Raw genomic sequence first — 21,025 nt, forward strand, 5'->3', positions numbered from 1 at the left:
TGTGTATTCCTTGATTTTAAAAGTTAGCAATCAGGCGGGCAACCGCCCGCCCAAAGGGATCACAGCATGTTTTTGCCGTAGTCCATGTCGGAAAGACCGAAGTACTTCGCTACCGTCTGGCCGATATCCGCGAAGGTTTCGCGGTGGCCAAGAGAACCGGCTTTCACTTTCGGGCCGTAGATCAGCACCGGAATGTGCTCGCGAGTATGGTCGGTACCCTGCCAGGTTGGGTCACAGCCGTGGTCCGCGGTAAGGATCAGAATATCGTCCTCTTTCAGCAGCGCCATCAGCTCTGGCAGGCGACGGTCGAACAGCTCAAGGCCGCCCGCGTAGCCGGCTACGTCGCGACGGTGGCCCCAGGAGGAGTCAAAGTCGACGAAGTTGGTGAACACGATGGTGTCGTCGCCGGCTTCTTTCATCTCTTTGATGGTGGCGTCGAACAGCGCATCCAGACCGGTTGCCTTCACTTTTTTAGTGATGCCGCAGTTGGCGTAGATGTCCGCAATTTTACCCACGGAAACAACCTGGCCCTGCTTCTCATCAACCAGCTTCTGCAGCACGGTGGCGGCAGGTGGCTCGACCGCTAAGTCGTGACGGTTGCCGGTACGCTGGAAGTTACCCGCTTTATCGCCAACAAACGGACGCGCGATAACGCGGCCAATGTTGTAGCCGCCTTCGGTCAGCTCTTCGCGCGCGATTTCACACAGCTCATAAAGCTTATCCAGGCCGTAGGTTTCTTCGTGGCAGGCAATCTGGAACACGGAGTCAGCGGAGGTATAGAAAATCGGTTTCCCGGTTTTCATGTGCTCTTCACCCAGCTCGTCCAGGATCACGGTCCCGGAAGAGTGGCAGTTGCCGAGGTAGCCCGGCAGGTTGGCACGCTTGACCAGTTTGTCCAGCAGCTCCTGCGGGAAGCTGTTGTCGTGGTCGCTGAAATAGCCCCAGTCAAACAGAACCGGCACGCCGGCGATTTCCCAGTGGCCAGACGGGGTGTCTTTGCCGGAAGAAAGCTCGTGTGCCCAGCCGTAAGCGCCGATAACTTCTGCGTTACCGTCCATGCCTGCTGCCACTTTGCCGGTGGAGCCTTCATGAGCTTTTACCAGCCCAAGACGAGTCAGGTTAGGCAGGTTCAGGGGGCCTTTACGGCCTTTGTCAGCTTCGCCTTTAGCGCAAGCCTCCGCGATGTGACCGAGGGTATCAGAGCCGACATCTCCGAAGCGCTCTGCGTCTTCGGTAGCACCGATGCCGAAAGAGTCCAGCACCATAATAAACGCACGTTTCATATTATTCTCCGTACCTTGTGCTCTATAAAATAGGGATCAGATCAGTATACCGTTATTCGGTGATTCGGCGATAGACCGTTGGTGTTTCCTGCGGTGCTTTTTCGTCAATGCTGATTGCCGCTTTCACCGCCTTCGCGGCTTCCTGCCAGCTGGCTTCGTCTTTGGCGTGGATCACCGCCAGCGGACGTTCGCCGTCGATAGATTCTCCCAGACGCGCCATGTCGGTAAAGCCGACGGTGTAATCAATGGTGTCGGAAGCCTGACGCCGACCGCCGCCCATCGACACCACCGCCATGCCCAGCGCGCGAGTGTCCATCGCCGAAACAAACCCGGACGCTTCGGCATACACTGCCTTGCTCAGCATTGCCGTCGGCAGGTACTTCGCGTAATTTTCAACGAAGTCACTCGGGCCTTTCTGCGCGGCAACCATGCGGCCAAACACTTCGGCTGCTTTGCCGTTGTCCAGCACCGCCTGAAGCTTCGCGCGTGCTTCAATTTCGTCTTTGGCAAGCTTGCCGGAAATCAGCATTTCCACGCACAGCGCCATTGTCACATCGAACAGACGCGGGTTGCGGTATTCCCCCGTGAGGAACTGTACCGCTTCACGGACTTCCACGGCGTTACCCGCGCTGGAAGCCAGCACCTGGTTCATGTCCGTCAGCAGCGCGGTGGTCTTCACGCCTGCGCCGTTGGAAACGCCAACGATAGCCTCTGCCAGCTGAGCTGACAGCTCGTAAGTCGGCATAAATGCGCCGCTGCCTACTTTCACGTCCATCACCAGCGCGTCCAGCCCTTCGGCCAGTTTTTTCGCCAGAATGGAAGCGGTGATAAGCGGGATAGAATCCACCGTCGCGGTAATGTCGCGGGTGGCATAAAAACGTTTGTCCGCCGGTGCCAGCGAGCTGGTCTGGCCGATGATGGCCACGCCGACGTCCTTAATAATGTCGCGGAAGCGGTTATCGTCCGGGAAGATATCGAAGCCCGGAATCGCCTCGAGCTTGTCCAGCGTCCCGCCGGTGTGCCCCAGGCCACGGCCTGAAATCATCGGCACATAGCCACCGCAGGCCGCCACCATTGGGCCAAGCATCAGCGAAGTGACATCCCCCACGCCGCCGGTGGAATGTTTATCCACAATCGGGCCGTTGAGGTTAAGGCTTTTCCAGTCCAGCACGGTGCCGGAATCCCGCATCGCCATTGTCAGCGACACCCTTTCCGGCATTGTCATGTCGTGGAAGAAAATGGTCATCGCCAGAGCAGCAATTTGCCCTTCAGAGACGGTGTTGTCGCGAATACCGTTGATAAAGAAGCGAATCTCTTCGTCGCTCAGTACCAGGCCATCACGTTTTTTACGAATAATTTCTTGTGCGAGAAACACGGCAACCCCCTGGGAAATGCGGGTAAAGAGCGGCGGAAAACCCGCCGCAATTAAAGATTACTCTGGATAATTCGAGTCGCAGGCAGAAGGCAAAAGAGCCCATCCCCAGGAGCTTACTGAAGTAAGTGACTGCGGTGAGGGAGTGCAGCTAACGCACCTGCGGCTTGAAGTATGACGAGTAATTAGTAGCTGCTGGCGCTTTTACCGTCCCCATGGCCCAGCGCTTTCAGCAGGCTGGCTAACAGGCTGGACGCCCCGAAGCGGTAATGACGGGAGTCGGCCCAGTCGGCGCCGAACAGATCGTCCGCGATAGCCAGGAACTGCGCAGCATCTTCAGCGGAGCGAACGCCACCGGCTGGTTTGAAGCCTACAGTTTTTTCCACGCCCATATCGCGGATCACTTCCATCATGATGCGAGCGCTTTCCGGCGTGGCGTTAACCGGCACTTTACCGGTCGAGGTTTTGATAAAGTCGGCACCGGCTTTAATCGCGATAGTAGACGCTTTGCGGATCAGCTCTTCGGTCTTCAGCTCGCCGGTTTCGATGATCACTTTCAGCAGTACGTTAGCGCTGGCGCAGGCGTCTTTACACGCTTTCACCAGGTCGAAGCCTACCTGCTCGTTACCGGCAATCAGCGCCCGGTATGGGAACACCACGTCCACTTCGTCTGCACCGTAAGCGATAGCGGCGCGGGTTTCTGCCAGCGCGATGTCGATATCGTCGTTACCGTGTGGGAAGTTGGTCACGGTCGCAATGCGGATGTCTGGGGTGCCCTGCTCTTTCAGGGTTTTACGGGCGATTGGGATGAAACGCGGATAGATACAAATCGCAGCGGTGTTGCCGACTGGGGTTTTTGCCTGATGGCACAGAGCGATGACTTTCTCGTTAGTGTCATCGTCGTTCAGGGTAGTCAGATCCATCAGTTTCAGCGCACGCAGGCTGCTTTGGGTTAAATCGGTCATAACGCTCTCCAACAAAAGGGAAATAAGTCTCCGGCCTGGAAACTCAACACGTTGGAGCGGACTTGGTTCCTTGAAGAAGAGTGGTCACCTGAGTCACCCTCACGTTGAGATCCTTCTCACCGCACATTGCCGGTTGCAATGTTAGAATTCTAACACCCACCACCGATGCAATTTTGTGTCTCGCCTCACAAAAGCCAAAGCGTGAATTGCAAGCTTTCATAGAGTATATGTGATTAAAGGAACAAAATAACGCGCTAAATTGCGCCAGGACACAAGAAAATGGCTGGCAGGGCGCCAGCCATCGGTTACCGCTTAATGTTATTATTATAACATTTATATTGCAGGCTACAGCGCCAGGAAAAGCCCGGCGATGGTGGCGCTCATCAGGTTAGACAGCGTCCCCGCCGCCACGGCCTTCATGCCCAGCTGAGCCACATCGTGCCGACGGTTTGGCGCCATGCTGCCCAGGCCACCGATCAGAATGGCGATAGAAGAAAGGTTAGCAAATCCGCACAGCGCGAAGGAGATAATTGCTTTGGTATGGCCGGACAGCACCTGCAGGCCCGCCGCAGCCACTTCGGCATCATCCTTCAGGTAAGCGCCGAAGTTCAGGTAAGCAACGAACTCGTTGATGATCAGCTTCTGGCCGATAAACGATCCGGCCACCATCGCCTCGCTCCACGGCACGCCAATCAGCCAAGCTACCGGGGAGAACACCCAGCCCAGCATCAACTCCAGCGAAAGCTGCGGATAGTTGAACCAGCCGCCGATACCGGAAAGCATCCCGTTCAACAGGGCAATCAGCGCCACAAACGCCAGCAGCATCGCCCCGACGTTCAGCGCCAGCTGCATCCCGGAGGCTGCGCCCGAGGCCGCCGCATCCAGCACGTTAGCCGGGCGATCTGGGTCGTTTTTCATCGACTCCAGCTCCGGCGTGTCGTTCGGGGTTTCCGTTTCAGGCAGCATTATCTTGGCAAACAGCAGCCCGCCCGGTGCGGCCATAAAGGATGCGGCAATCAGGTATTCCAGCGGCACGCCCATCTGCGCGTAGCCCGCCAGCACGGAGCCCGCCACGGAGGCAAGGCCACCGCACATCACGGCAAACAGCTCAGAGCGAGTCATGGTCGAGATGTAAGGGCGAACCACAAGCGGCGCTTCGGTTTGGCCAACGAAAATATTCGCCGTCGCCGATAAGGATTCGGTGCGGGAGGTTTTCAATACCTTACGAAGGCCGCCGCCGAGAATACGGATCACTAACTGCATCACGCCGAGGTAGTAAAGTACGGCGATCAGAGAGGAGAAGAAGACGATGATCGGCAGGACGCGCAGCGCAAAGATAAAGCCGCCGCCGCCAAAGACTTCAAACATTTTGTCAGACACCAGCCCGCCAAACAGGAAAGAAATCCCTGAATTGCCGTAGGCGATGACATTAGCCACCCCTTCAGACATCGCGAGCAGGACTTTACGCCCGACCGGAACGTAAAGGATCAGCGCCCCGATACCGATCTGGATAAGCCACGCACCAATGACGGTGCGCAGGTTGATCGCTTTGCGGTTGCTGGAAAGTAAAACGGCGATCAGCAGCAATGCCACCATGCCGATCAATCCCATGAGTATTTGCATACAGTATCCCTGTGTATCAACTGGAAAGATTCGGGCTTTAGCAGCCCCTTTTTAGCGCGCGGATTATAACCACAGGGGCGAGAAAAGTGCCGGAGCAATCACGTGTAGGGCGAAATGTATAGAAACATTTACATAGCAAGGTGATGAATATCACACTTTGAGGGCGACTCATTAGAAGGCGAATAATTCGTCTGCGTTGTTTTTCAAGGCATTAGCAATGATTTCTGCGGGCTCCGGGCGTAATTCACACAGCGCATCGAAGACCCTGGCGGCACGTTCCGGCCGGTTGGGCTGCCCCTGCCAGCCGTTCAGCGGCATATCCGGCGCATCGGTTTCCAGCAACAGCGATGAAAGCGGCAAACGGGCCATCACATCCCGGGTTTTGCTGGCTCGCGGATAGGTGATGGTGCCACCGACGCCAATGCGATAGCCCATTGCAATAAACCGTTCCGCCTGCTGTAAGCTACCGGCAAAACCATGCACCACGCCGGTTCTGGGCAAGTTGTGACGCTTCAGGTGCAGCGCCAGCTTGTCGTGAGTACGGCGGGAGTGGAGCAGCACCGGCAGATCGTAACGCTTTGCCAGCTTCAGCTGCTCGCTGAGGATAAACTCCTGCCTGTCTAGCTGCGGATCTTCGCGATAAAGATCCAGCCCAATCTCACCGATGGCGATCAGCTTCTCCGGCTTTTGCCGCAAAAGATCCTCCAGCGTGGCCAGCCCCGTATCATCATGTTTTTCAATCACAATCGGATGCATACCCAGGGAGGCATAAAGCGCCGGATAATTCTGCGCCAGCGCGAGTACGCGATTGAAACGCCCCGCTTCTATTGCTGGCACAATGATTTTACGAACCCCGGCCTCAGCGGCCAGCGCGAGGCTGTGCTCTTCATCCCCGGTGAAGGGGGGAAAATCAAAGTGGCAATGGGTGTCGTAGAACGTAAAACTCACGCGAGATCCTCATTATCAAACGCCGCATCATTCGCCTGCAGGCCAGGGCTAATCGGCTTGACCAGCGATTCGTTTGCCGCCGCAGCAGGAGGAATGACCAACGGGCCGGGCGTATTAATGCGCGGCAAATGACGCCTTAACGGCGGTTTAGCCACCAGCAGTTTGCCAATGGTGGCCAGGAAATAGCGCCCGCACAAGCGCCCCGTTTGATAATCCGCCGTCAATGAAGGCAGGCGGCTGCCGAGCGCGCTGCTTAATAGCGCTTTCGGGGGGTAAATCTCAAAGATTCGCAGTTTACCGGGCGGCTTCTCAATGAAGCTTTGGATTTCACGGTAGCTTTCCTCGTGGTGCTGCACCAGATTCAACAGCGGCTGCAGGCTGCTGTCGCCCAGCCAGCGTTCCATATGTTTGAACCACTGCGGCGTGTAGTACATCTGTGAAGGTACGGTGCGAATGACCACCAGCGTATCTGCCCCGCGATTAACCGCTTCCCGCACAGGCACCGCATCGCTGATGCCGCCGTCCTGATAGCTGACGCCGTCAATATCCACGCCTGAGCGGTAAAAACCGGGAATGGCGCTGGAGGCTTTCAGCAAATTTAGCCAGGTATCCGTGGTCGGCGAAAAGTAATTCGCCGCATAGTCATCACTGCGGCAGGCGCACATAAAGAACTCTTTTCCCTGTTCAAACAGCGGGTCGGCACTGGACATCGACAGCGGCAGTCTGGCGGCGGTCGACTCAATCAGCCAGTCGAGATCGATCAGATGCCCTCCGCGCGCAAAGCGGAGCGGATTGAAGAAATCCCTCGTCGTCGTGAAGCGCGTGATGACGCGACGCGCGTATCCCGGCTGGTTACAAACGTAAGCGGAAAGATTCTGCGCCCCGGCAGAGGTACCAAGGAACAGATCAAAAGGGTTGAATTCCGCGCGCATAAACTCGTCCAGAACCCCAGCCGTAAAGATCCCGCGCTGCCCGCCCCCTTCACAAATCAGAGCGAGTTTTCCAGGACGAAAAGGTTTAGTCGCCAGCGGCGCAATATTGCCGAGCGTTACGGGTATACGATTTCCCACCTGCTTTCCTGAATTGCTGTTGTTGTGAATTTCTACCCTATACCCATAGCGCGCTAAGTAAAACGGCGAAAGCCAGTCACGAGGACTGGCTTAAGGTTGCTGACAAAGCGGGAAAAGGCGTGGTTTTTCCCTCTTTGTGGTGAGCAGCCGAAAATCAATGAATTGATTTTCCTGTTTTTTTTAACGAGCCGTCTGGTCGTTCTTTTCTGTCGACAGCGGTTTGTCGACACTATAAAGCCAGTCACGAGGACTGGCTTTTCTTTTGTATCGGCATGTTACTCAATGAGCGTTGCTAAGGACGTCTGCGCCCCATAAACAGGCTGACCAGGAACAGAATGATCCCGACGATAAAGACAATTTTTGCAGCACCTGCTGCGGTACCCGCCAGACCACCGAAGCCCAGGGCCGCAGCGATCAACGCTATTACCAGAAAAATAATGCCCCAACGAAACATAGACTCTCCTTAACCATAGTTAATCTTATCGCTTCTTCACGGGCGCCAAATGGCTAACCCGCAGGCGATAATGTATAAGGGTGGTGCTTATGGCTTCCCGGCACGCGTCCAGAAAGCCATTTCGGGTGCTGCTTTACTTCACTTTCAGATCGTTTTTAACGCTTTTCACGCCTTCAACAGCTTTGGCAATGCTTTCAGCCTTCTCAGACTGAGCGGCGGATTTCACCTCGCCGGACAGCTGAACCACGCCGTCAGTGGTTTCTACTTTGATATGGCGCGACGGCACAATGCTGTCGGCCAACAATTTCGCTTTGATCTCGCTGGTCGTGGCCGCATCACCGGCATAGCCTTTCACCGACTGTGTTTTCACATCGCGAACGTGAAGTTTGTCGCTCACCGAGGTTACGCCTTCCACTTTTTTCGCCGTGGCGACGGCCTGCTCGGCCTGAGCCTGGCTCTCAACAAAACCGCTCAGGGTGACCACTTTATTGTCGGTTTTGACCGAAATATCGGTACTTTTGATATTTTTATCGTCAACCAGGGCTGCTTTGACTTTCGCTGTGATGCCGCTGTCGTCCATGAAATTACCGACTTTCGTCATGGAGCTATCGATTTTTTTCCCTGCACTATCGGCGGTAGATTCCGTTTTATTAAGCAGAGTGTCTTCCGCAAAGGCGCTGGTGCTTGCCAGTACAGAACCCAACACAACCGCCAGCAGAGTTTTTGAAATCTTAGTCGTAGTCATCGATTAATTCCTGTAGGTTTGCTCATCATTTGAGCTTTCTCGCTTCCCGTAAGCTGAAAAAAATCAGCTATTAATATTGAGATGACATGAGAAACGCCAACAAGACACCAGAAAATGATTAATTCCCGGAGCTTTAATCCAATAAAATTGTCATCACTTTGTTAAATATAGATCACAATCATAAAAGTGCATGACGTGTTGATGGAAAAATCAGCAATGACGCAGGATTCGCGGGAAATTAAGAGGATTCTGCAAGGGATTAAAAAGACAGGGAAAGTGTGAAGAGCGCGGCGAACGCCGCGCTCTGGCTGATAATTAGTGCTCGCGCGTTTTACGGAAGGTCACGTCAGGGTAACGTTCCTGGGTAATGTTCAGATTTACCATCGTTGGGGCAATATAGGTCAGGTTGTCGCCGCCATCCAGCGCTAACTGAACTTCGTTTTTACGTTTGAATTCTTCAAACTTCTTAACGTCATTCCCTTCAACCCAACGCGCCGTCGCCACGTTGACCGATTCGTAAATCGCTTCCACGTTGTACTCGCTTTTCAGGCGAGCAACGACCACATCGAACTGCAGAACCCCAACCGCACCAACAATAAGGTCGTTGTTGGCAATAGGACGGAACACCTGTACCGCGCCTTCTTCAGACAGCTGCACCAGGCCTTTAAGCAACTGCTTCTGCTTAAGCGGATCGCGCAGGCGAATACGGCGGAACAGTTCCGGGGCGAAGTTCGGAATACCGGTGAACTTCATCATTTCGCCCTGGGTAAAGGTGTCGCCGATCTGAATCGTGCCGTGGTTGTGCAGGCCGATAATATCGCCCGGATAGGCTTCTTCCACGTGAGAACGATCCCCGGCCATAAAGGTCAGCGCGTCAGAAATAATCACGTCTTTCCCGATACGCACCTGGCGCAGCTTCATGCCTTTTTCATACTTACCGGACACCACGCGCATAAAGGCGACGCGGTCACGGTGTTTCGGGTCCATGTTGGCCTGGATCTTAAAGACAAAACCGGTGAACTTCTCGTCCGCCGCATCCACCAGACGCGTGTCGGTTTTACGCGGCATCGGAGCCGGCGCCCACTCAACCAGACCATCCAGCATGTGGTCGACGCCGAAGTTGCCCAGCGCGGTGCCGAAGAATACCGGGGTGATTTCACCGGCCAGGAACAGTTCATGGTCGAATTCGTTGGAAGCCCCCTGCACCAGCTCCAGCTCCTCACGCAGCTGCAGAGCAAGATCTTCCCCGACGGCTGCGTCGAGTTCCGGGTTGCTCAACCCTTTCACGATGCGCACTTCCTGGATCGTGTGGCCTTTACCGGTCTGGTAGAGGTAGGTTTCATCTTTATAAAGATGGTAAACCCCTTTGAACAGCTTGCCGCAGCCGATTGGCCAGGTGATTGGCGCACAGCCAATCTTCAGCTCGCGCTCAACTTCATCCAGCACTTCCATTGGATCGCGAATGTCGCGGTCCAGTTTGTTCATGAAGGTGATGATCGGCGTGTCGCGCAGACGGGTAACTTCCATCAGCTTACGGGTACGATCTTCTACGCCTTTTGCGGCATCGATAACCATCAGGCAGCAGTCAACCGCGGTCAGGGTACGGTAGGTATCTTCGGAGAAGTCTTCGTGCCCCGGAGTATCCAGCAGGTTGACCAGGCTGTCGCGATACGGGAACTGCATCACCGAGGTGGTGATCGAGATCCCACGCTGTTTTTCCATCTCCATCCAGTCGGATTTGGCGTGCTGGCTTGAGCCACGGCCTTTTACCGTCCCGGCGGTCTGGATAGCCTGTCCGAACAGCAGCACCTTTTCGGTGATGGTCGTTTTACCGGCATCCGGGTGAGAAATAATGGCAAAAGTGCGGCGTTTAGCCACCTCTTGCAGATAAGGAGACAAAGTCATAATTACATCTTCTGTAAGTGCGCGCGGCCTTGAGCCACGCGGCGAGTGAACGTTATTTGGCGGCTATTTTACCCATCATTGCGGGTTTAACAATCAACAATCATGGCTTACACAGCAGTTGCTCCAGTTCACTTAGCGAGGTGACCTGCCAGGTCGGTTCAATGCCTTGCGGCGCGGTGCGCCCGTGGGCGTTAAGCCAGCAGGTTGCTATCCCGGCGTTGATACCGCCCAGAATGTCAGATTCTGCCGTGTCGCCGACCATCAAAACGCGGTCGCGCGGCGGCTGGTTCATCTGCTCGAAGGTATAGTCGAAAATACGGCGATCGGGTTTGGCTACCCCTACCTGCTCGGAAATCACCAGCAGGTCGAAATAGTCACGCAGGCCGGTGCGCTCGAGGCGAGTCTGCTGCAGCGCGGTAAAGCCGTTGGTAATAATGCCAAGTTTAGCCTTGCCCTTCAGCGCATTCAGGAGAGAAACCGCCCCGGGCAGCGGGGCGCAAATTTCGGCCATGGCGGATAAAAACGCATCGTTCAGCTCTGCTGACGGCACATTCAGCCGCCCTGCCCAGTCCTCAAAACGCCTGAGCTGCAGCTGCAGCGCGGTAATCGCCCCGTTCTGGTAGTCGACCCACAGCGGCTTGTTTACCGCCTGGTACTCCTGGAAATCATCTGCGGTAAAGGTCACGCTGTAATCGAGAAACATGCGCTGCAAACCGCCGAACGCGTCAAAGGTAAACAGCGTTTCGTCCGCATCGAATAAAATCCAGTCCCAGTTCATCCACACACCTTTTAAAAATTAACCAAGGGGGAGCGCCATCACGATCGCGTCTTCCCGACCTTCTTTTGCAGGATAATAATTGCGACGCACCGTCGCTTCGTTAAAGCCCAGGCTTTCGTACAAGGTTCTCGCCGCAACGTTAGAGGCACGCACCTCCAGCCACAGCGTAAAGACATCCCGTTTTTCAAGCTCGACAATAAGATGCTCAAGCAGCGCTTTCCCAAGCCCTTGCCGCTGATACGCTGGATCAACCGCAATGTTGAACAGCGTGGCTTCATCGAGAATGACCTGCGTCACCGCAAAAGCGGCAAGTTTGCCGTCAACGTCCAGCCGCAAATTGAAATAGCGTTCGCCCTGATTGCTGGCAAAGGTTTTTTCACTCCAGGGAAAAGCATGACTGCGCAGCTCAATGGCATACGCGTCCGCCAAATCATTCGGCGTCAGGGAAGAAATCGTGTTCATGTTCGCAAATCTGTTGCCACAGCGCCTGTCGCGCGTTGCCATTGTGATAAAGCTCGTCAAGCGCAGGGGACGCAAGCTGCGCGCCGCTGAGCGTCAGCGGCTGCTCAACGCCCAGGCGCCAGCTATTGCAGCGGCTGTCAGGCGGCATCATTGCCGCGCGCTCCGGCGTCAGTTGCATTACTTGGTCGGGGCTTAACGCTATGCTGCGTAAAATGTCCTTCACCAGCGGATCGCTCAAGGCTGGTAGCGTCTCAGCCACCATCACTAAACGCACGCCCGCGGGCAAAGAAACCGCAATTTCGCCCTGTAACGCCGTCGGACGGCGCAGCACCCACTGGGTAATACCCAGTTGCTGTAACTGCCAGTCGCGTCGGGAAGGGGAAGTCATAGCGAAACCTGTTGAGAGCGTAATTCGGGCGGCAAATATAGCAAATTCATCGAATCCACGCCATTAAAGCTCTATAATCCACGCTCTGATTTTCCAGGAGCTATTTGATGAGTGCGTTTACCCCGGCGAGTGAAGTACTGCTGCGCCACAGCGATGATTTTACCGAGAGCCGTGTGTTGTTTGCCGGTGACATGCAAGACGACCTGCCGGCGCGTTTCGACACCGCCGCCAGCCGCGCCCACACCCAGCAATTCCACCACTGGCAGGTATTAAGCGCGCAGATGGGTGAGAACGCACAATATGGCCTGGTGGTCAGTGCGGATGACATTGCCGACAGCAATACGCTTATCTACTACTGGCCGAAAAACAAGCCAGAAGCTCAGTTCCAGCTAATGAATATTCTGTCGCTGATGCCGGTTGGCACCGATGTTTTTGTCGTCGGCGAAAACCGCTCTGGCGTGCGTAGCGCAGAGCAAATGCTGGCTGAAATTTGCCCGCTGACAAAAATCGACAGCGCGCGCCGCTGCGGTCTGTACCATGGCCGCCTTGAGCAGCAACCTGCGTTTGATGAAAACAGCTGGTGGGGTGAATACCCTCATGAAGGGATGACCGTGAAAACCCTGCCGGGCGTCTTTAGCCGCGACGGTCTGGATACCGGCAGCAAACTGCTGCTTTCCACGCTGACGCCGCACACCAAAGGCAAAGTGCTGGATGTTGGCTGCGGCGCGGGCGTCCTGGCGATTACTCTCGCCAGCCACTCGCCAAAAGTTCGCCTCACGCTTAGCGACGTTAGCGCACCGGCGGTCGCCGCCAGCCGCGCAACGCTTGCCGCTAACGGCTTTGAAGGGGAAGTGATCGCCAGTAACGTCTACTCGGAAATCAACGGCCGTTTCGACATGATCATCTCCAACCCGCCATTCCACGACGGGATGCAAACCAGCCTCGATGCAGCGCACCAGCTTATTCGCGGTGCAGCCCGCCATCTGAATATGGGTGGCGAATTGCGCATCGTGGCGAACGCCTTCCTTGCCTACCCGAACGTGCTGGACGAAGTATTTGGTAGTCATGAAGTTATTGCTCAAACCGGCCGCTTCAAAGTTTACCGCGCCGTGCTGACCCGGGCGGGTAAAAAGCGCTAAACGCGTTAAGGTGCCGCTTTTTGCATCAGTCGGAAAAGCGGCATCAAATTAAGTGTTGACGAAGCTCAGAAAACATCTAGAATGCGCCTCCGTGGTTGTGATACTTCGGTATTACAGGTATGCGAAGGTGGCGGAATTGGTAGACGCGCTAGCTTCAGGTGTTAGTGTTCTTACGGACGTGAGGGTTCAAGTCCCTCTCTTCGCACCAACACAACCACGAAAGATATCGTTCGCACTGCGCGAAGGTGGCGGAATTGGTAGACGCGCTAGCTTCAGGTGTTAGTGTTCTTACGGACGTGAGGGTTCAAGTCCCTCTCTTCGCACCAATGCGAAGGCGATATCAAAACTCTTCAGATGCAAATCTGAAAACTGTGCGAAGGTGGCGGAATTGGTAGACGCGCTAGCTTCAGGTGTTAGTGTCCTTACGGACGTGAGGGTTCAAGTCCCTCTCTTCGCACCACTTCTTATGAAGTGACCCTCTTTATCTCCCCCAGCTTGTTTATCTCATCGATCCCAAATTCATCACAATCAACAGCAATCCGCTGGCAAATGCTACGCACGATGGCAGTAAAACAAAGTGTCTTAACGTTTTATGGTAGAGCATCAATGCCGTGGCAAGCAGCCCGATAACCACCAGCACGCGCCACTGACTGAAACTGAGATCCAGGCAGGCTAGCAGCGCCACGGCAAGCCCCGCCACCATTACACTCCAGCCACTTTCGAGTCGTCGTTGCAGCATTTTTACGCCCCATCATGATAATGATAACCAATATCATATGATAAATTTTCTCAACTGTCAGCGTAAAAACGTGCGCGACCTATAGCTGAAATAGCCAGGGTTGACGTGTCATTTAATGACAGATTTTCAGTAAGGTGATAGATTGAGCGCCGGCTTTAGTTTGCCTTATAAAAATTCCAATAGTTGCCAGAAAAGTCGATAACTCGCTTTTCATTAATACGACACACACAACACCTGACGCGCTTACCCAAGACACAATCGTTCTATGACAGCCCAAACCTGGCGAGCCTTACTCAAAGCAAAGCAGCTGCTTTCTTTACGTTTATTTTTGCTGCTCAACGCCCTGGCAGCCGCTTTTTCTATTCTCTTTCCGCTCTATTCGACAGTGCGCATAACGCCGCCCGTTGTCGCCATTCTGCTGATGAGCCTGGCCTTGCTTGCCTGGCAGATGTGGAATAATAAGCAGCTGATTAACCTGAATATTATCTCGTTATTTTTCGGGTTATTATGGGCGGTGCATATTTTCATTAAAAACGCGGCCATCGCGGACCTGGACACCTCATTTCTGGTGATTAGCCTGATGTCGGTGCTTTTTATTGGCGCTATTGCATTTATTAATAATATTGTGGCTTTCCTGCTGCACAGCCTGCCCGTGGCGCTGGTCGTACTTTGGCTGGGTAATGTTGACCAATGGCTGAGGGTAATTTATTCCATTGCGCTGCCCGCTATCGGGATCGCTATTCAGCATATTATTCAGAAACGTAATGACCGTTTCACCCAGCGACTGATGAATAAACTGCTTGAAGAAAAAGAGACACTGACCGATCTCAGCATGCTCGATCCTTTAACCGGCCTGTACAACCGCCGCGGCTTTCAAAACCGCCTCGAGCACATTCAGGCCTCCGGCAGCGGCAGCCACTTCGTTTTGCTGCTGGATATCGACCACTTCAAGTCGTACAACGACCACTACGGCCATGCGATGGGCGACCAGGCGTTGATCCGGGTCTCGGCGGCGATTCGCGATGCCGTGCGTTCAAGGGATCTTGTCACGCGCTACGGCGGGGAAGAGTTCATGATTATGCTCACCAACATCGACGCGGAACGCGCGATGCAGTCGGCGGAAAGGATCCGCCAGCGCGTTTTCGATTTGGACATCCCGCATATGTTTAATACCCAGGTCGCGACCAACGTTACCGTCAGTATCGGGCTTGCGCCATTCACTGAAGGCAGCATAGATGATGCCCTGAGCCTCGCGGATAAAGCGCTTTATCAGGCCAAAAACCGAGGAAGAAACAGCATCCTGACCAACGAAATGCTCGCCGTGAATTAACCCGGCGAAACGCGCCAGATCGCAAAAACAGCCATCACCGAGCGGTGGCGGTGAATTCACCTTGCCAGAGATTTCGCTCACCGTTAGTATTGCTAATCATTATCATTTAGATTACTCCCTGACGAAAGTATGGCGCTTCACTCCCTCCAGCTCAGCGATGACAGCGGTTGCTTTGTTCTTCCCTGGTCCCCAGCGACAGGCCCGCAGGCAGATTCGCTGCGGGAGTATTTTGCCGCGCACCGCCCGTACTTCAACGACATCATCAAATTAAACGAACAGGCTCCCGCCACAGCAATGACGCTAAGCGAGTGGCAGCGTCCCACCACGCTAACCTCTCTGATGGCGGCCTACGGCGACCATATCTATCGTCACCAGCCTGAACTTACCCGCAAGCACAAACCGCTGAAGTCTTTGTGGGCGCAATGGTACATCGGCCTGCTGGTGCCACCGATGATGATGGCGTTACTGACTCAGCCTAAAGCGCTGAATATTGCCCCCCAGTATGTGCGGGCCGAGTTCCACGAAACGGGCCGGGCAAAATGCTTCTGGATTGACGTGACTGAAGATTGCCGGGCAAGCGAGCTGCCGCTCCATCTGCGGCTAGAGCAGTTTATCGTTGAAGGTTTGATGCCGGTCGTAGCGGCGCTGGAAGCCAGCGAAGAGATCAACGCCCGGCTTATCTGGAGCAACACCGGCTACCTGGTGAACTGGTTCTTCGGCGAGCTAAAACCACTTCTGGATGAACAGAGCCTGGCGGCGCTGGTGCAGACCTGTTTCTTTGAAAAACAGCTTTCATGTGGCCGGGAGAATCCACTCTACCGCACGGTCATTTCGCGTGAAGGCATTCTGGTCAGACGCACCTGCTGCCAGCGCTATAAGCTGCCTGACGTCCAGCGCTGCGGCGACTGCACTCTCAAATAACAAGCGGCGGGGAAATAGCAAACGGCGGGTTTCCCCGCCGTTCTTCATTCCGCTAAACCATTAAGCCAGCTGTTGGCTCCCTTCCTCGCTCGCTCTCTGAGCTTCTTCTTTCTCCTGTTCCAGCAGTTGCTTCTCGTACACTTTGAAGAACGGGAAGTAGATGATGGACGACACGCAGGCCAGCAGAATCACCAGAATTGCGGCACGGAAGTCCCAGCCCAGCGCCCAGGCGGCACCGATTGGCGCAGGCGCGGTCCACGGTACCACGGAAATCACGCGACCAATCAGATCCAGCTTCATCGCGCCCCAGGCCAGCACGGCGTTGACCATTGGCGCCAGCAGGAAAGGAATAAAGAATACTGGGTTCATCACAATCGGCGTCCCGAAGATCACCGGTTCGTTAATGTTAAAGCAGGTTGGCACGATGCTCAGGCGGCCAATGGAACGCAGGTGGGCAGATTTACTGCGCAGGTAGCAGATAACCAATCCCATCGTTGCCCCGGAACCGCCGACCACGATGAAGAAGGTCCAGAACGCTTCCATAAAGATATGCGGCAGAGGTGCACCGGCAGCCAGCGCGCCCTGGTTAAGGCCCAGGTTAGTCAGCCAGAACATCTGCAGCATCCCGGAGACAATCGCCGCCCCGTGGATACCCGCAAACCACAACAGGTGAGCAATCAGTACGGCAAGGAGAATCGCCGGCAGAGAATCCGCCGCGGACACCAGCGGTTTGAACAGCGCCATAATGGCCTGAGGGATCAGCATATCGAACTGGGACTGAATAAACAGGCTCAGCGGATACAGCGTCAGCACCACAACCAGCACCGGGATCAGCAGATCAAAGGAGTTTTTGATCATCGGCGGCACCTGGTCCGGCAGCTTGATGCCGATGTTATGCGCCTTCAGGAAACGCATCATCTCTACGCAGTAAATCGCCACCAGGATTGCGGTGAAGATCCCGGTGCCGCCAAGGCTGTCCACCGGCAGCGTGCCTTTGGTTTTCGGGGCCGCAACCACCAGGAAAGCCATCAGCGACAGCATGGCGCACATGAAAGGATCGAGCCCGTGCGATTTAACGTAGTGTTTACCCAGGTTGTAGGCGATCGCCGCACAAATGTAGATAGACATGATGCCCATCGTCATATCAAACGGCGTTAAAATCTGCCCTTCAAACTGCTTCGCCAGGTCGAGCCAGGCGCGAGCAAAGCCCCATGTCGTGGTGGGCGAAAACGGGGGATAAGCAAAAACCAGCAGGAACGAGCCGACAATCATAAATGGCATCGCAGAAATAAAGCCGTCGCGAATGGCCATCACGTGACGCTGGGAAGAAATGCGGCCAGCTATCGGGCTAACGTAGTTCTCAACAAACCGAAAAATTAAATTAAAAGCAGCATGGTTGGAAGACATAGTGGCTCTCCTGTCAGGCTATCAACGCGAGTGCGTCGGCGAGAATTCTGTCGCCGCGCATCATTCCGTAATCCATAGAGTTAATGACCGTGACCGGGATCCGTTTGGGCGCGGCCTGAGCCTTAAAATCTTCCAGACGGTATTTGATCTGCGGACCGAGTAAACAGCAATCAAATTCAGGCATAACATCCGTGAACTCTTCGATACCCACCGCCTTGATCTCAACCTCAATATGTTGATCCTGGGCGGCCTGTTTCATCCTGTTCACGACCATACTGGTAGACATACCAGCGGCACAGCATAAAAGGATACGTTTCATAGACGACTCTTATTATTAGGTACAGGGGGTGGTTACAGGATTCAGTATTCCTCGCGGAATTTATTACTGCAACCGGTTACTGCAACCGGTTTCAGTGATTGTGAAGGAGATCCAGAAATTTCTGACAAGGCGGGTATGAGATAAGTATAAGCGGTTTACAGAAAGCACAAGCTTATGCGAAATTATTTGCCACCTGGATCAGGAGAAAATCATGAGTTTGCAGTCCGTGCGGCAATTCTTCGCCGACCATGCCCCCGATATAGACATCATCGAGCTAAACCAAAGCACCGCTACCGTCGCGCTTGCCGCCGCCGCCCACAATGTGGCCCCCGGACAAATAGCCAAAACGCTCTCATTAAAGGTCAAAAACGACATTATTCTGATCGTCGCGAAGGGCGATGCTCGTCTTGATAATAAGAAACTTAAAGAAGCATTTGGCTCTAAAGCGCGCATGCTCAGCAGCGATGAAGTGGTGAACTGGACCGGGCATCCGGTCGGCGGCGTTTGCCCGTTCGGCCTGGAAAACCCGCTGGCGGTGTTCTGCGACATCTCACTCCGCCAGTACGATGAAGTGTTGCCCGCCGCAGGGGCCATTCACAGCGCCGTCCGCATTTCACCTGAACGCATGGCCGAACTCACCCACGCCAAATGGGTGGACGTCTGCCAGTAATTGCCGTCTAAGTGACGCAAAGCTTGATCTGACGCGGCTAATGAAGCGATGCGCTCATGTTAAATGGATAAACGTTAAGCGCATTTCCTTCTCTTTAGTCAGGATCAAGCATGCAGCCAGATGTTGCTTCCCAGCGGGACGTCACTCGTTTATGTATTCAATGCGCGCTCTTTTTACTGCAGCACGGGGCAGAAAGCGCGCTGGTCGAGGAGCTTTCAACGCGCCTTGGCAAAGCGCTGGGGATGGACAGCGTGGAAAGCTCAATCTCCGCTAACGCCATTGTACTTAGCACCATTAAAGACAATCAGTGCCTGACGACTACCCGCAAAAATAACGATCGCGGGATCAACATGCACGTCGTCACCGAAGTACAGCACATCGTGATCCTCACCGAACACAAGCTGCTGGATGCCAGGGACGTTCTCAAACGCTTCGAACACATCAAACCGCTGCGTTACCCACGCTGGCTGGTTGTCCTGATGGTGGGTCTTTCCTGCGGCTGCTTCTGCAAACTGAACAACGGTGGCTGGGACGGGGCGTTTGTCGCCTTTGTCGCCAGCTCACTGGCGATGTATGTCCGCCAGCTGCTCACCCACCGCCAGCTTCATCCGCAGATCAACTTCTGCATCACCGCGTTTGTCGCCACTACCGTTTCGGGCCTGCTTATCGCCAAAGGCCCATTTGCCGCCACTTCCAATATTGCGATGGCCGCGAGCGTGTTATTACTCGTCCCCGGTTTCCCGCTGATTAACGCCGTGGCCGACATGTTTAAAGGCCACGTTAATACCGGGCTTGCTCGCTGGGCGATGGCCAGCCTGCTCACGCTGGCAACCTGCATTGGCGTGGTGATGGCAATGGCGGTATGGGGGCTAAGAGGATGGGCATAATCGAATTTCTTCTGGCCCTGCTTCAGGATATGGCGCTGTCTGCCGTGCCGGCGGTGGGCTTTGCGTTAGTCTTTAACGTACCTCAGCGCGCCCTGCCTTACTGTGGGCTTCTCGGTGCCATCGGCCACGGCTCGCGTATGGCGATGATGACGGCGGGTTTAAACATCGAGTGGAGCACTTTTCTGGCGTCGATTCTGGTCGGCATCATTGGTATTCAGTGGTCACGCTGGTATCTTGCTCACCCGAAGGTCTTTACCGTTGCGGCCGTCATTCCTATGTTTCCGGGGATCTACGCCTATACCGCGATGATCTCGGCGGTAAAATTGACGCACTTTGGCTACAGCGATCCGCTGATGATCCAACTGGTGACCAACTTCTTGAAAGCGTCATTTATCGTGGGGGCGCTGTCCATCGGGCTCTCTCTGCCGGGGCTGTGGCTTTATCGCAAAAAGCCCCGGGTCTGATCGCACAGACGAAATCGCCGTAAAATAAAATTTGCTATTTAATCGCGCGCTATCTATATTGAGAAACATGAAGAAGACATCCACCGAAACGAACGCCCTGCTGCTGGACAACCAGCTTTGCTTCGCGCTCTACTCCGCCAATCTGGCGGTGAACAAGCTCTACCGCCAGCTGCTTACGCCGCTGCAGCTCACCTATCCGCAATACCTGGTGATGCTGGTGCTGTGGGAGCAGGACGATGTCACGGTGTCGCAAATCGGCGAGCGTCTGTTTTTAGACTCAGCCACCTTAACGCCACTGCTAAAACGGCTTGAAAGCGCAGGGCTGCTGCTACGTCAGCGCTCCCGCGAAGATGAGCGTCAGGTGGCAGTCACGCTGACCCAGGAAGGGAAAGCGCTGCAGGAAAAAGCGCTGGGTATTCCAGACTCCGTGCGCTGTGCTTCTGCCTGTAGCGTAGACAGCATGATGGCGCTGAAAGCGCAGCTGGAAACTTTGCGCAGTAATTTAAATACGTAATAATTAATCGTCGATACTATCGGCGATTTTTAAAACATCATATAAATCGCACGCTATTTTATAGCACATACTAAATGTAAGATGAGGAACCTGCCATGTCTTTAGAAAAAGTCGTTTACACCGCAAAAGCCAAAGCCACCGGTGGCCGTGAAGGTCGTGCAACCTCTTCCGACGGCGTACTGGACGTCAAACTGGGCCTGCCAAAAGAGATGGGCGGCGCTGGTGGCGAAGTCACCAACCCTGAGCAGCTGTTCGCGGCGGGCTACTCCGCATGCTTCCTGGGCGCGATGAAGTTCGTCTCCGGCCGCGATAAAATCTCCATGCCGTCTGACGCTTTCATCGAAGGTGAAGTCGGTATCGGGCCACTGCCAACCGGCTTCGGTATCGAAGCGAAGCTGAATATCCACCTGCCGGGGATGGACGCTGCCGAAGCGAAAAAACTGGTCGATGCGGCACACATTGTTTGCCCATACTCCAACGCAACCCGCGGCAACATTGATGTGACCCTGAACATCATCAACTGATGCTACAGCCGGGGAAACCCGGCTTTTTCTCCTGCCCCCACGGTTTAAGACAACTCTCAATCCCCCTGCTTCCGGCCAAAGCGCTATACTCACGCCTGAAATCTCCTGCACCGCAGGC

Annotated in this window: 23 protein-coding genes and 3 tRNA genes; 11 read left to right on the forward strand and 15 right to left on the reverse strand. The window is 54.7% G+C overall.

Annotated features, from left to right (window positions below; all coding sequences use genetic code 11):
* Positions 1-59: 59 nt before the first annotated feature.
* The 12 genes from deoB to ACREYP_RS19165 all read right to left on the reverse strand — a co-directional run bounded on the left by deoB (position 60) and on the right by ACREYP_RS19165 (position 11,993).
* Positions 60-1,283 (reverse strand): phosphopentomutase, encoded by a 1,224-nt coding sequence (gene deoB / locus ACREYP_RS19110; protein ID WP_008460097.1) that lies wholly within the window; start codon positions 1,281-1,283, stop codon positions 60-62.
* A gap of 52 nt (positions 1,284-1,335) precedes the next feature.
* Positions 1,336-2,658 (reverse strand): thymidine phosphorylase, encoded by a 1,323-nt coding sequence (gene deoA / locus ACREYP_RS19115; protein WP_336818387.1) that lies wholly within the window; start codon positions 2,656-2,658, stop codon positions 1,336-1,338.
* Between the two features lie 182 nt (positions 2,659-2,840).
* Positions 2,841-3,620, reverse strand: a complete 780-nt coding sequence (gene deoC, locus ACREYP_RS19120) for a deoxyribose-phosphate aldolase (protein ID WP_008460093.1) — start codon at positions 3,618-3,620, stop codon at positions 2,841-2,843.
* A 345-nt stretch (positions 3,621-3,965) separates the two neighbouring features.
* Positions 3,966-5,243: a NupC/NupG family nucleoside CNT transporter gene (locus ACREYP_RS19125; protein ID WP_008460091.1), complete on the reverse strand. Its 1,278-nt coding sequence runs from the start codon at positions 5,241-5,243 to the stop codon at positions 3,966-3,968.
* A gap of 171 nt (positions 5,244-5,414) precedes the next feature.
* Positions 5,415-6,191 carry a TatD family hydrolase gene (locus ACREYP_RS19130; RefSeq protein WP_336818386.1) on the reverse strand — a complete coding sequence of 259 codons (777 nt, stop codon included), beginning with the start codon at positions 6,189-6,191 and terminating at the stop codon, positions 5,415-5,417.
* Entirely contained in the window at positions 6,188-7,261 is a 1,074-nt protein-coding gene (locus ACREYP_RS19135) for a patatin-like phospholipase family protein (protein ID WP_166993459.1), read from the reverse strand. Before ACREYP_RS19135 ends, ACREYP_RS19130 begins: the two co-directional genes overlap by 4 nt.
* A gap of 292 nt (positions 7,262-7,553) precedes the next feature.
* Positions 7,554-7,715: a DUF1328 domain-containing protein gene (locus tag ACREYP_RS19140; RefSeq protein WP_007373037.1), complete on the reverse strand. Its 162-nt coding sequence runs from the start codon at positions 7,713-7,715 to the stop codon at positions 7,554-7,556.
* Between the two features lie 133 nt (positions 7,716-7,848).
* Positions 7,849-8,460, reverse strand: a complete 612-nt coding sequence (gene osmY, locus ACREYP_RS19145; RefSeq protein ID WP_008460085.1) for a molecular chaperone OsmY — start codon at positions 8,458-8,460, stop codon at positions 7,849-7,851.
* A gap of 315 nt (positions 8,461-8,775) precedes the next feature.
* Positions 8,776-10,365, reverse strand: a complete 1,590-nt coding sequence (gene prfC / locus ACREYP_RS19150; RefSeq protein WP_008460083.1) for a peptide chain release factor 3 — start codon at positions 10,363-10,365, stop codon at positions 8,776-8,778.
* A 100-nt stretch (positions 10,366-10,465) separates the two neighbouring features.
* Positions 10,466-11,143 carry a pyrimidine 5'-nucleotidase gene (yjjG, locus tag ACREYP_RS19155; protein WP_008460080.1) on the reverse strand — a complete coding sequence of 226 codons (678 nt, stop codon included), beginning with the start codon at positions 11,141-11,143 and terminating at the stop codon, positions 10,466-10,468.
* Between the two features lie 18 nt (positions 11,144-11,161).
* Positions 11,162-11,605, reverse strand: a complete 444-nt coding sequence (gene rimI, locus ACREYP_RS19160) for a ribosomal protein S18-alanine N-acetyltransferase (protein ID WP_336818384.1) — start codon at positions 11,603-11,605, stop codon at positions 11,162-11,164.
* A complete protein-coding gene (locus tag ACREYP_RS19165; RefSeq protein ID WP_008460076.1) occupies positions 11,574-11,993 on the reverse strand; it encodes a DNA polymerase III subunit psi in 420 nt (139 codons plus the stop codon). Before ACREYP_RS19165 ends, rimI begins: the two co-directional genes overlap by 32 nt.
* 107 nt (positions 11,994-12,100) lie before the next feature.
* Here ACREYP_RS19165 and rsmC point away from each other — a divergent pair, with 107 nt between their 5' ends.
* From rsmC to ACREYP_RS19185, 4 genes are all read left to right on the forward strand, one after another.
* Positions 12,101-13,132, forward strand: coding sequence for a 16S rRNA (guanine(1207)-N(2))-methyltransferase RsmC (gene rsmC / locus ACREYP_RS19170; RefSeq protein ID WP_008460075.1), 1,032 nt, complete (start codon positions 12,101-12,103; stop codon positions 13,130-13,132).
* 121 nt (positions 13,133-13,253) lie between these two features.
* A tRNA-Leu gene (locus ACREYP_RS19175) sits at positions 13,254-13,340 on the forward strand.
* Between the two features lie 31 nt (positions 13,341-13,371).
* Positions 13,372-13,458, forward strand: a tRNA-Leu gene (locus tag ACREYP_RS19180).
* Positions 13,459-13,505: 47 nt separating this feature from the next.
* Positions 13,506-13,592: transfer RNA gene (locus ACREYP_RS19185), tRNA-Leu, on the forward strand.
* Positions 13,593-13,631: 39 nt separating this feature from the next.
* Here the strand turns inward: ACREYP_RS19185 and ACREYP_RS19190 are convergent.
* Entirely contained in the window at positions 13,632-13,871 is a 240-nt protein-coding gene (locus ACREYP_RS19190; protein WP_008460074.1) for a DUF1435 domain-containing protein, read from the reverse strand.
* A gap of 265 nt (positions 13,872-14,136) precedes the next feature.
* On the opposite strand from ACREYP_RS19190, the gene ACREYP_RS19195 reads away from it, so the two are divergent.
* A complete protein-coding gene (locus tag ACREYP_RS19195) occupies positions 14,137-15,201 on the forward strand; it encodes a GGDEF domain-containing protein (RefSeq protein ID WP_008460073.1) in 1,065 nt (354 codons plus the stop codon).
* 129 nt (positions 15,202-15,330) lie between these two features.
* Complete coding sequence (gene fhuF, locus ACREYP_RS19200) at positions 15,331-16,122, forward strand: siderophore-iron reductase FhuF (RefSeq protein ID WP_336818383.1); 792 nt, start codon at positions 15,331-15,333, stop codon at positions 16,120-16,122.
* 60 nt (positions 16,123-16,182) lie between these two features.
* Here the strand turns inward: fhuF and ACREYP_RS19205 are convergent, their stop codons facing one another.
* Both ACREYP_RS19205 and ACREYP_RS19210 read right to left on the reverse strand, forming a co-directional pair.
* Positions 16,183-17,529 (reverse strand): PTS cellobiose transporter subunit IIC, encoded by a 1,347-nt coding sequence (locus tag ACREYP_RS19205; RefSeq protein ID WP_008460071.1) that lies wholly within the window; start codon positions 17,527-17,529, stop codon positions 16,183-16,185.
* Positions 17,530-17,542: 13 nt separating this feature from the next.
* Positions 17,543-17,848 carry a PTS sugar transporter subunit IIB gene (locus tag ACREYP_RS19210; RefSeq protein ID WP_008460070.1) on the reverse strand — a complete coding sequence of 102 codons (306 nt, stop codon included), beginning with the start codon at positions 17,846-17,848 and terminating at the stop codon, positions 17,543-17,545.
* A gap of 211 nt (positions 17,849-18,059) precedes the next feature.
* On the opposite strand from ACREYP_RS19210, the gene ACREYP_RS19215 reads away from it, so the two are divergent.
* The 5 genes from ACREYP_RS19215 to ACREYP_RS19235 all read left to right on the forward strand — a co-directional run bounded on the left by ACREYP_RS19215 (position 18,060) and on the right by ACREYP_RS19235 (position 20,907).
* The gene (locus tag ACREYP_RS19215) at positions 18,060-18,518 is read left to right on the forward strand and encodes a YbaK/EbsC family protein (RefSeq protein ID WP_008460069.1); all 459 of its coding nucleotides are present in this window, start codon (positions 18,060-18,062) and stop codon (positions 18,516-18,518) included.
* A 110-nt stretch (positions 18,519-18,628) separates the two neighbouring features.
* Positions 18,629-19,405 (forward strand): threonine/serine exporter family protein, encoded by a 777-nt coding sequence (locus tag ACREYP_RS19220; protein WP_008460066.1) that lies wholly within the window; start codon positions 18,629-18,631, stop codon positions 19,403-19,405.
* Positions 19,396-19,869 carry a threonine/serine exporter gene (locus ACREYP_RS19225; RefSeq protein ID WP_166993447.1) on the forward strand — a complete coding sequence of 158 codons (474 nt, stop codon included), beginning with the start codon at positions 19,396-19,398 and terminating at the stop codon, positions 19,867-19,869. The genes ACREYP_RS19220 and ACREYP_RS19225 overlap by 10 nt, the downstream gene beginning before the upstream one ends.
* 67 nt (positions 19,870-19,936) lie before the next feature.
* Positions 19,937-20,383: a MarR family winged helix-turn-helix transcriptional regulator gene (locus tag ACREYP_RS19230; RefSeq protein ID WP_008460062.1), complete on the forward strand. Its 447-nt coding sequence runs from the start codon at positions 19,937-19,939 to the stop codon at positions 20,381-20,383.
* Between the two features lie 95 nt (positions 20,384-20,478).
* Positions 20,479-20,907, forward strand: a complete 429-nt coding sequence (locus tag ACREYP_RS19235) for an organic hydroperoxide resistance protein (RefSeq protein ID WP_008460060.1) — start codon at positions 20,479-20,481, stop codon at positions 20,905-20,907.
* The last annotated feature ends 118 nt before the right edge of the window (positions 20,908-21,025 follow it).

The sequence above is a fragment of the Enterobacter sp. TMH.L2 genome (assembly GCF_050847315.1).
Lineage (GTDB): Bacteria > Pseudomonadota > Gammaproteobacteria > Enterobacterales > Enterobacteriaceae > Cedecea.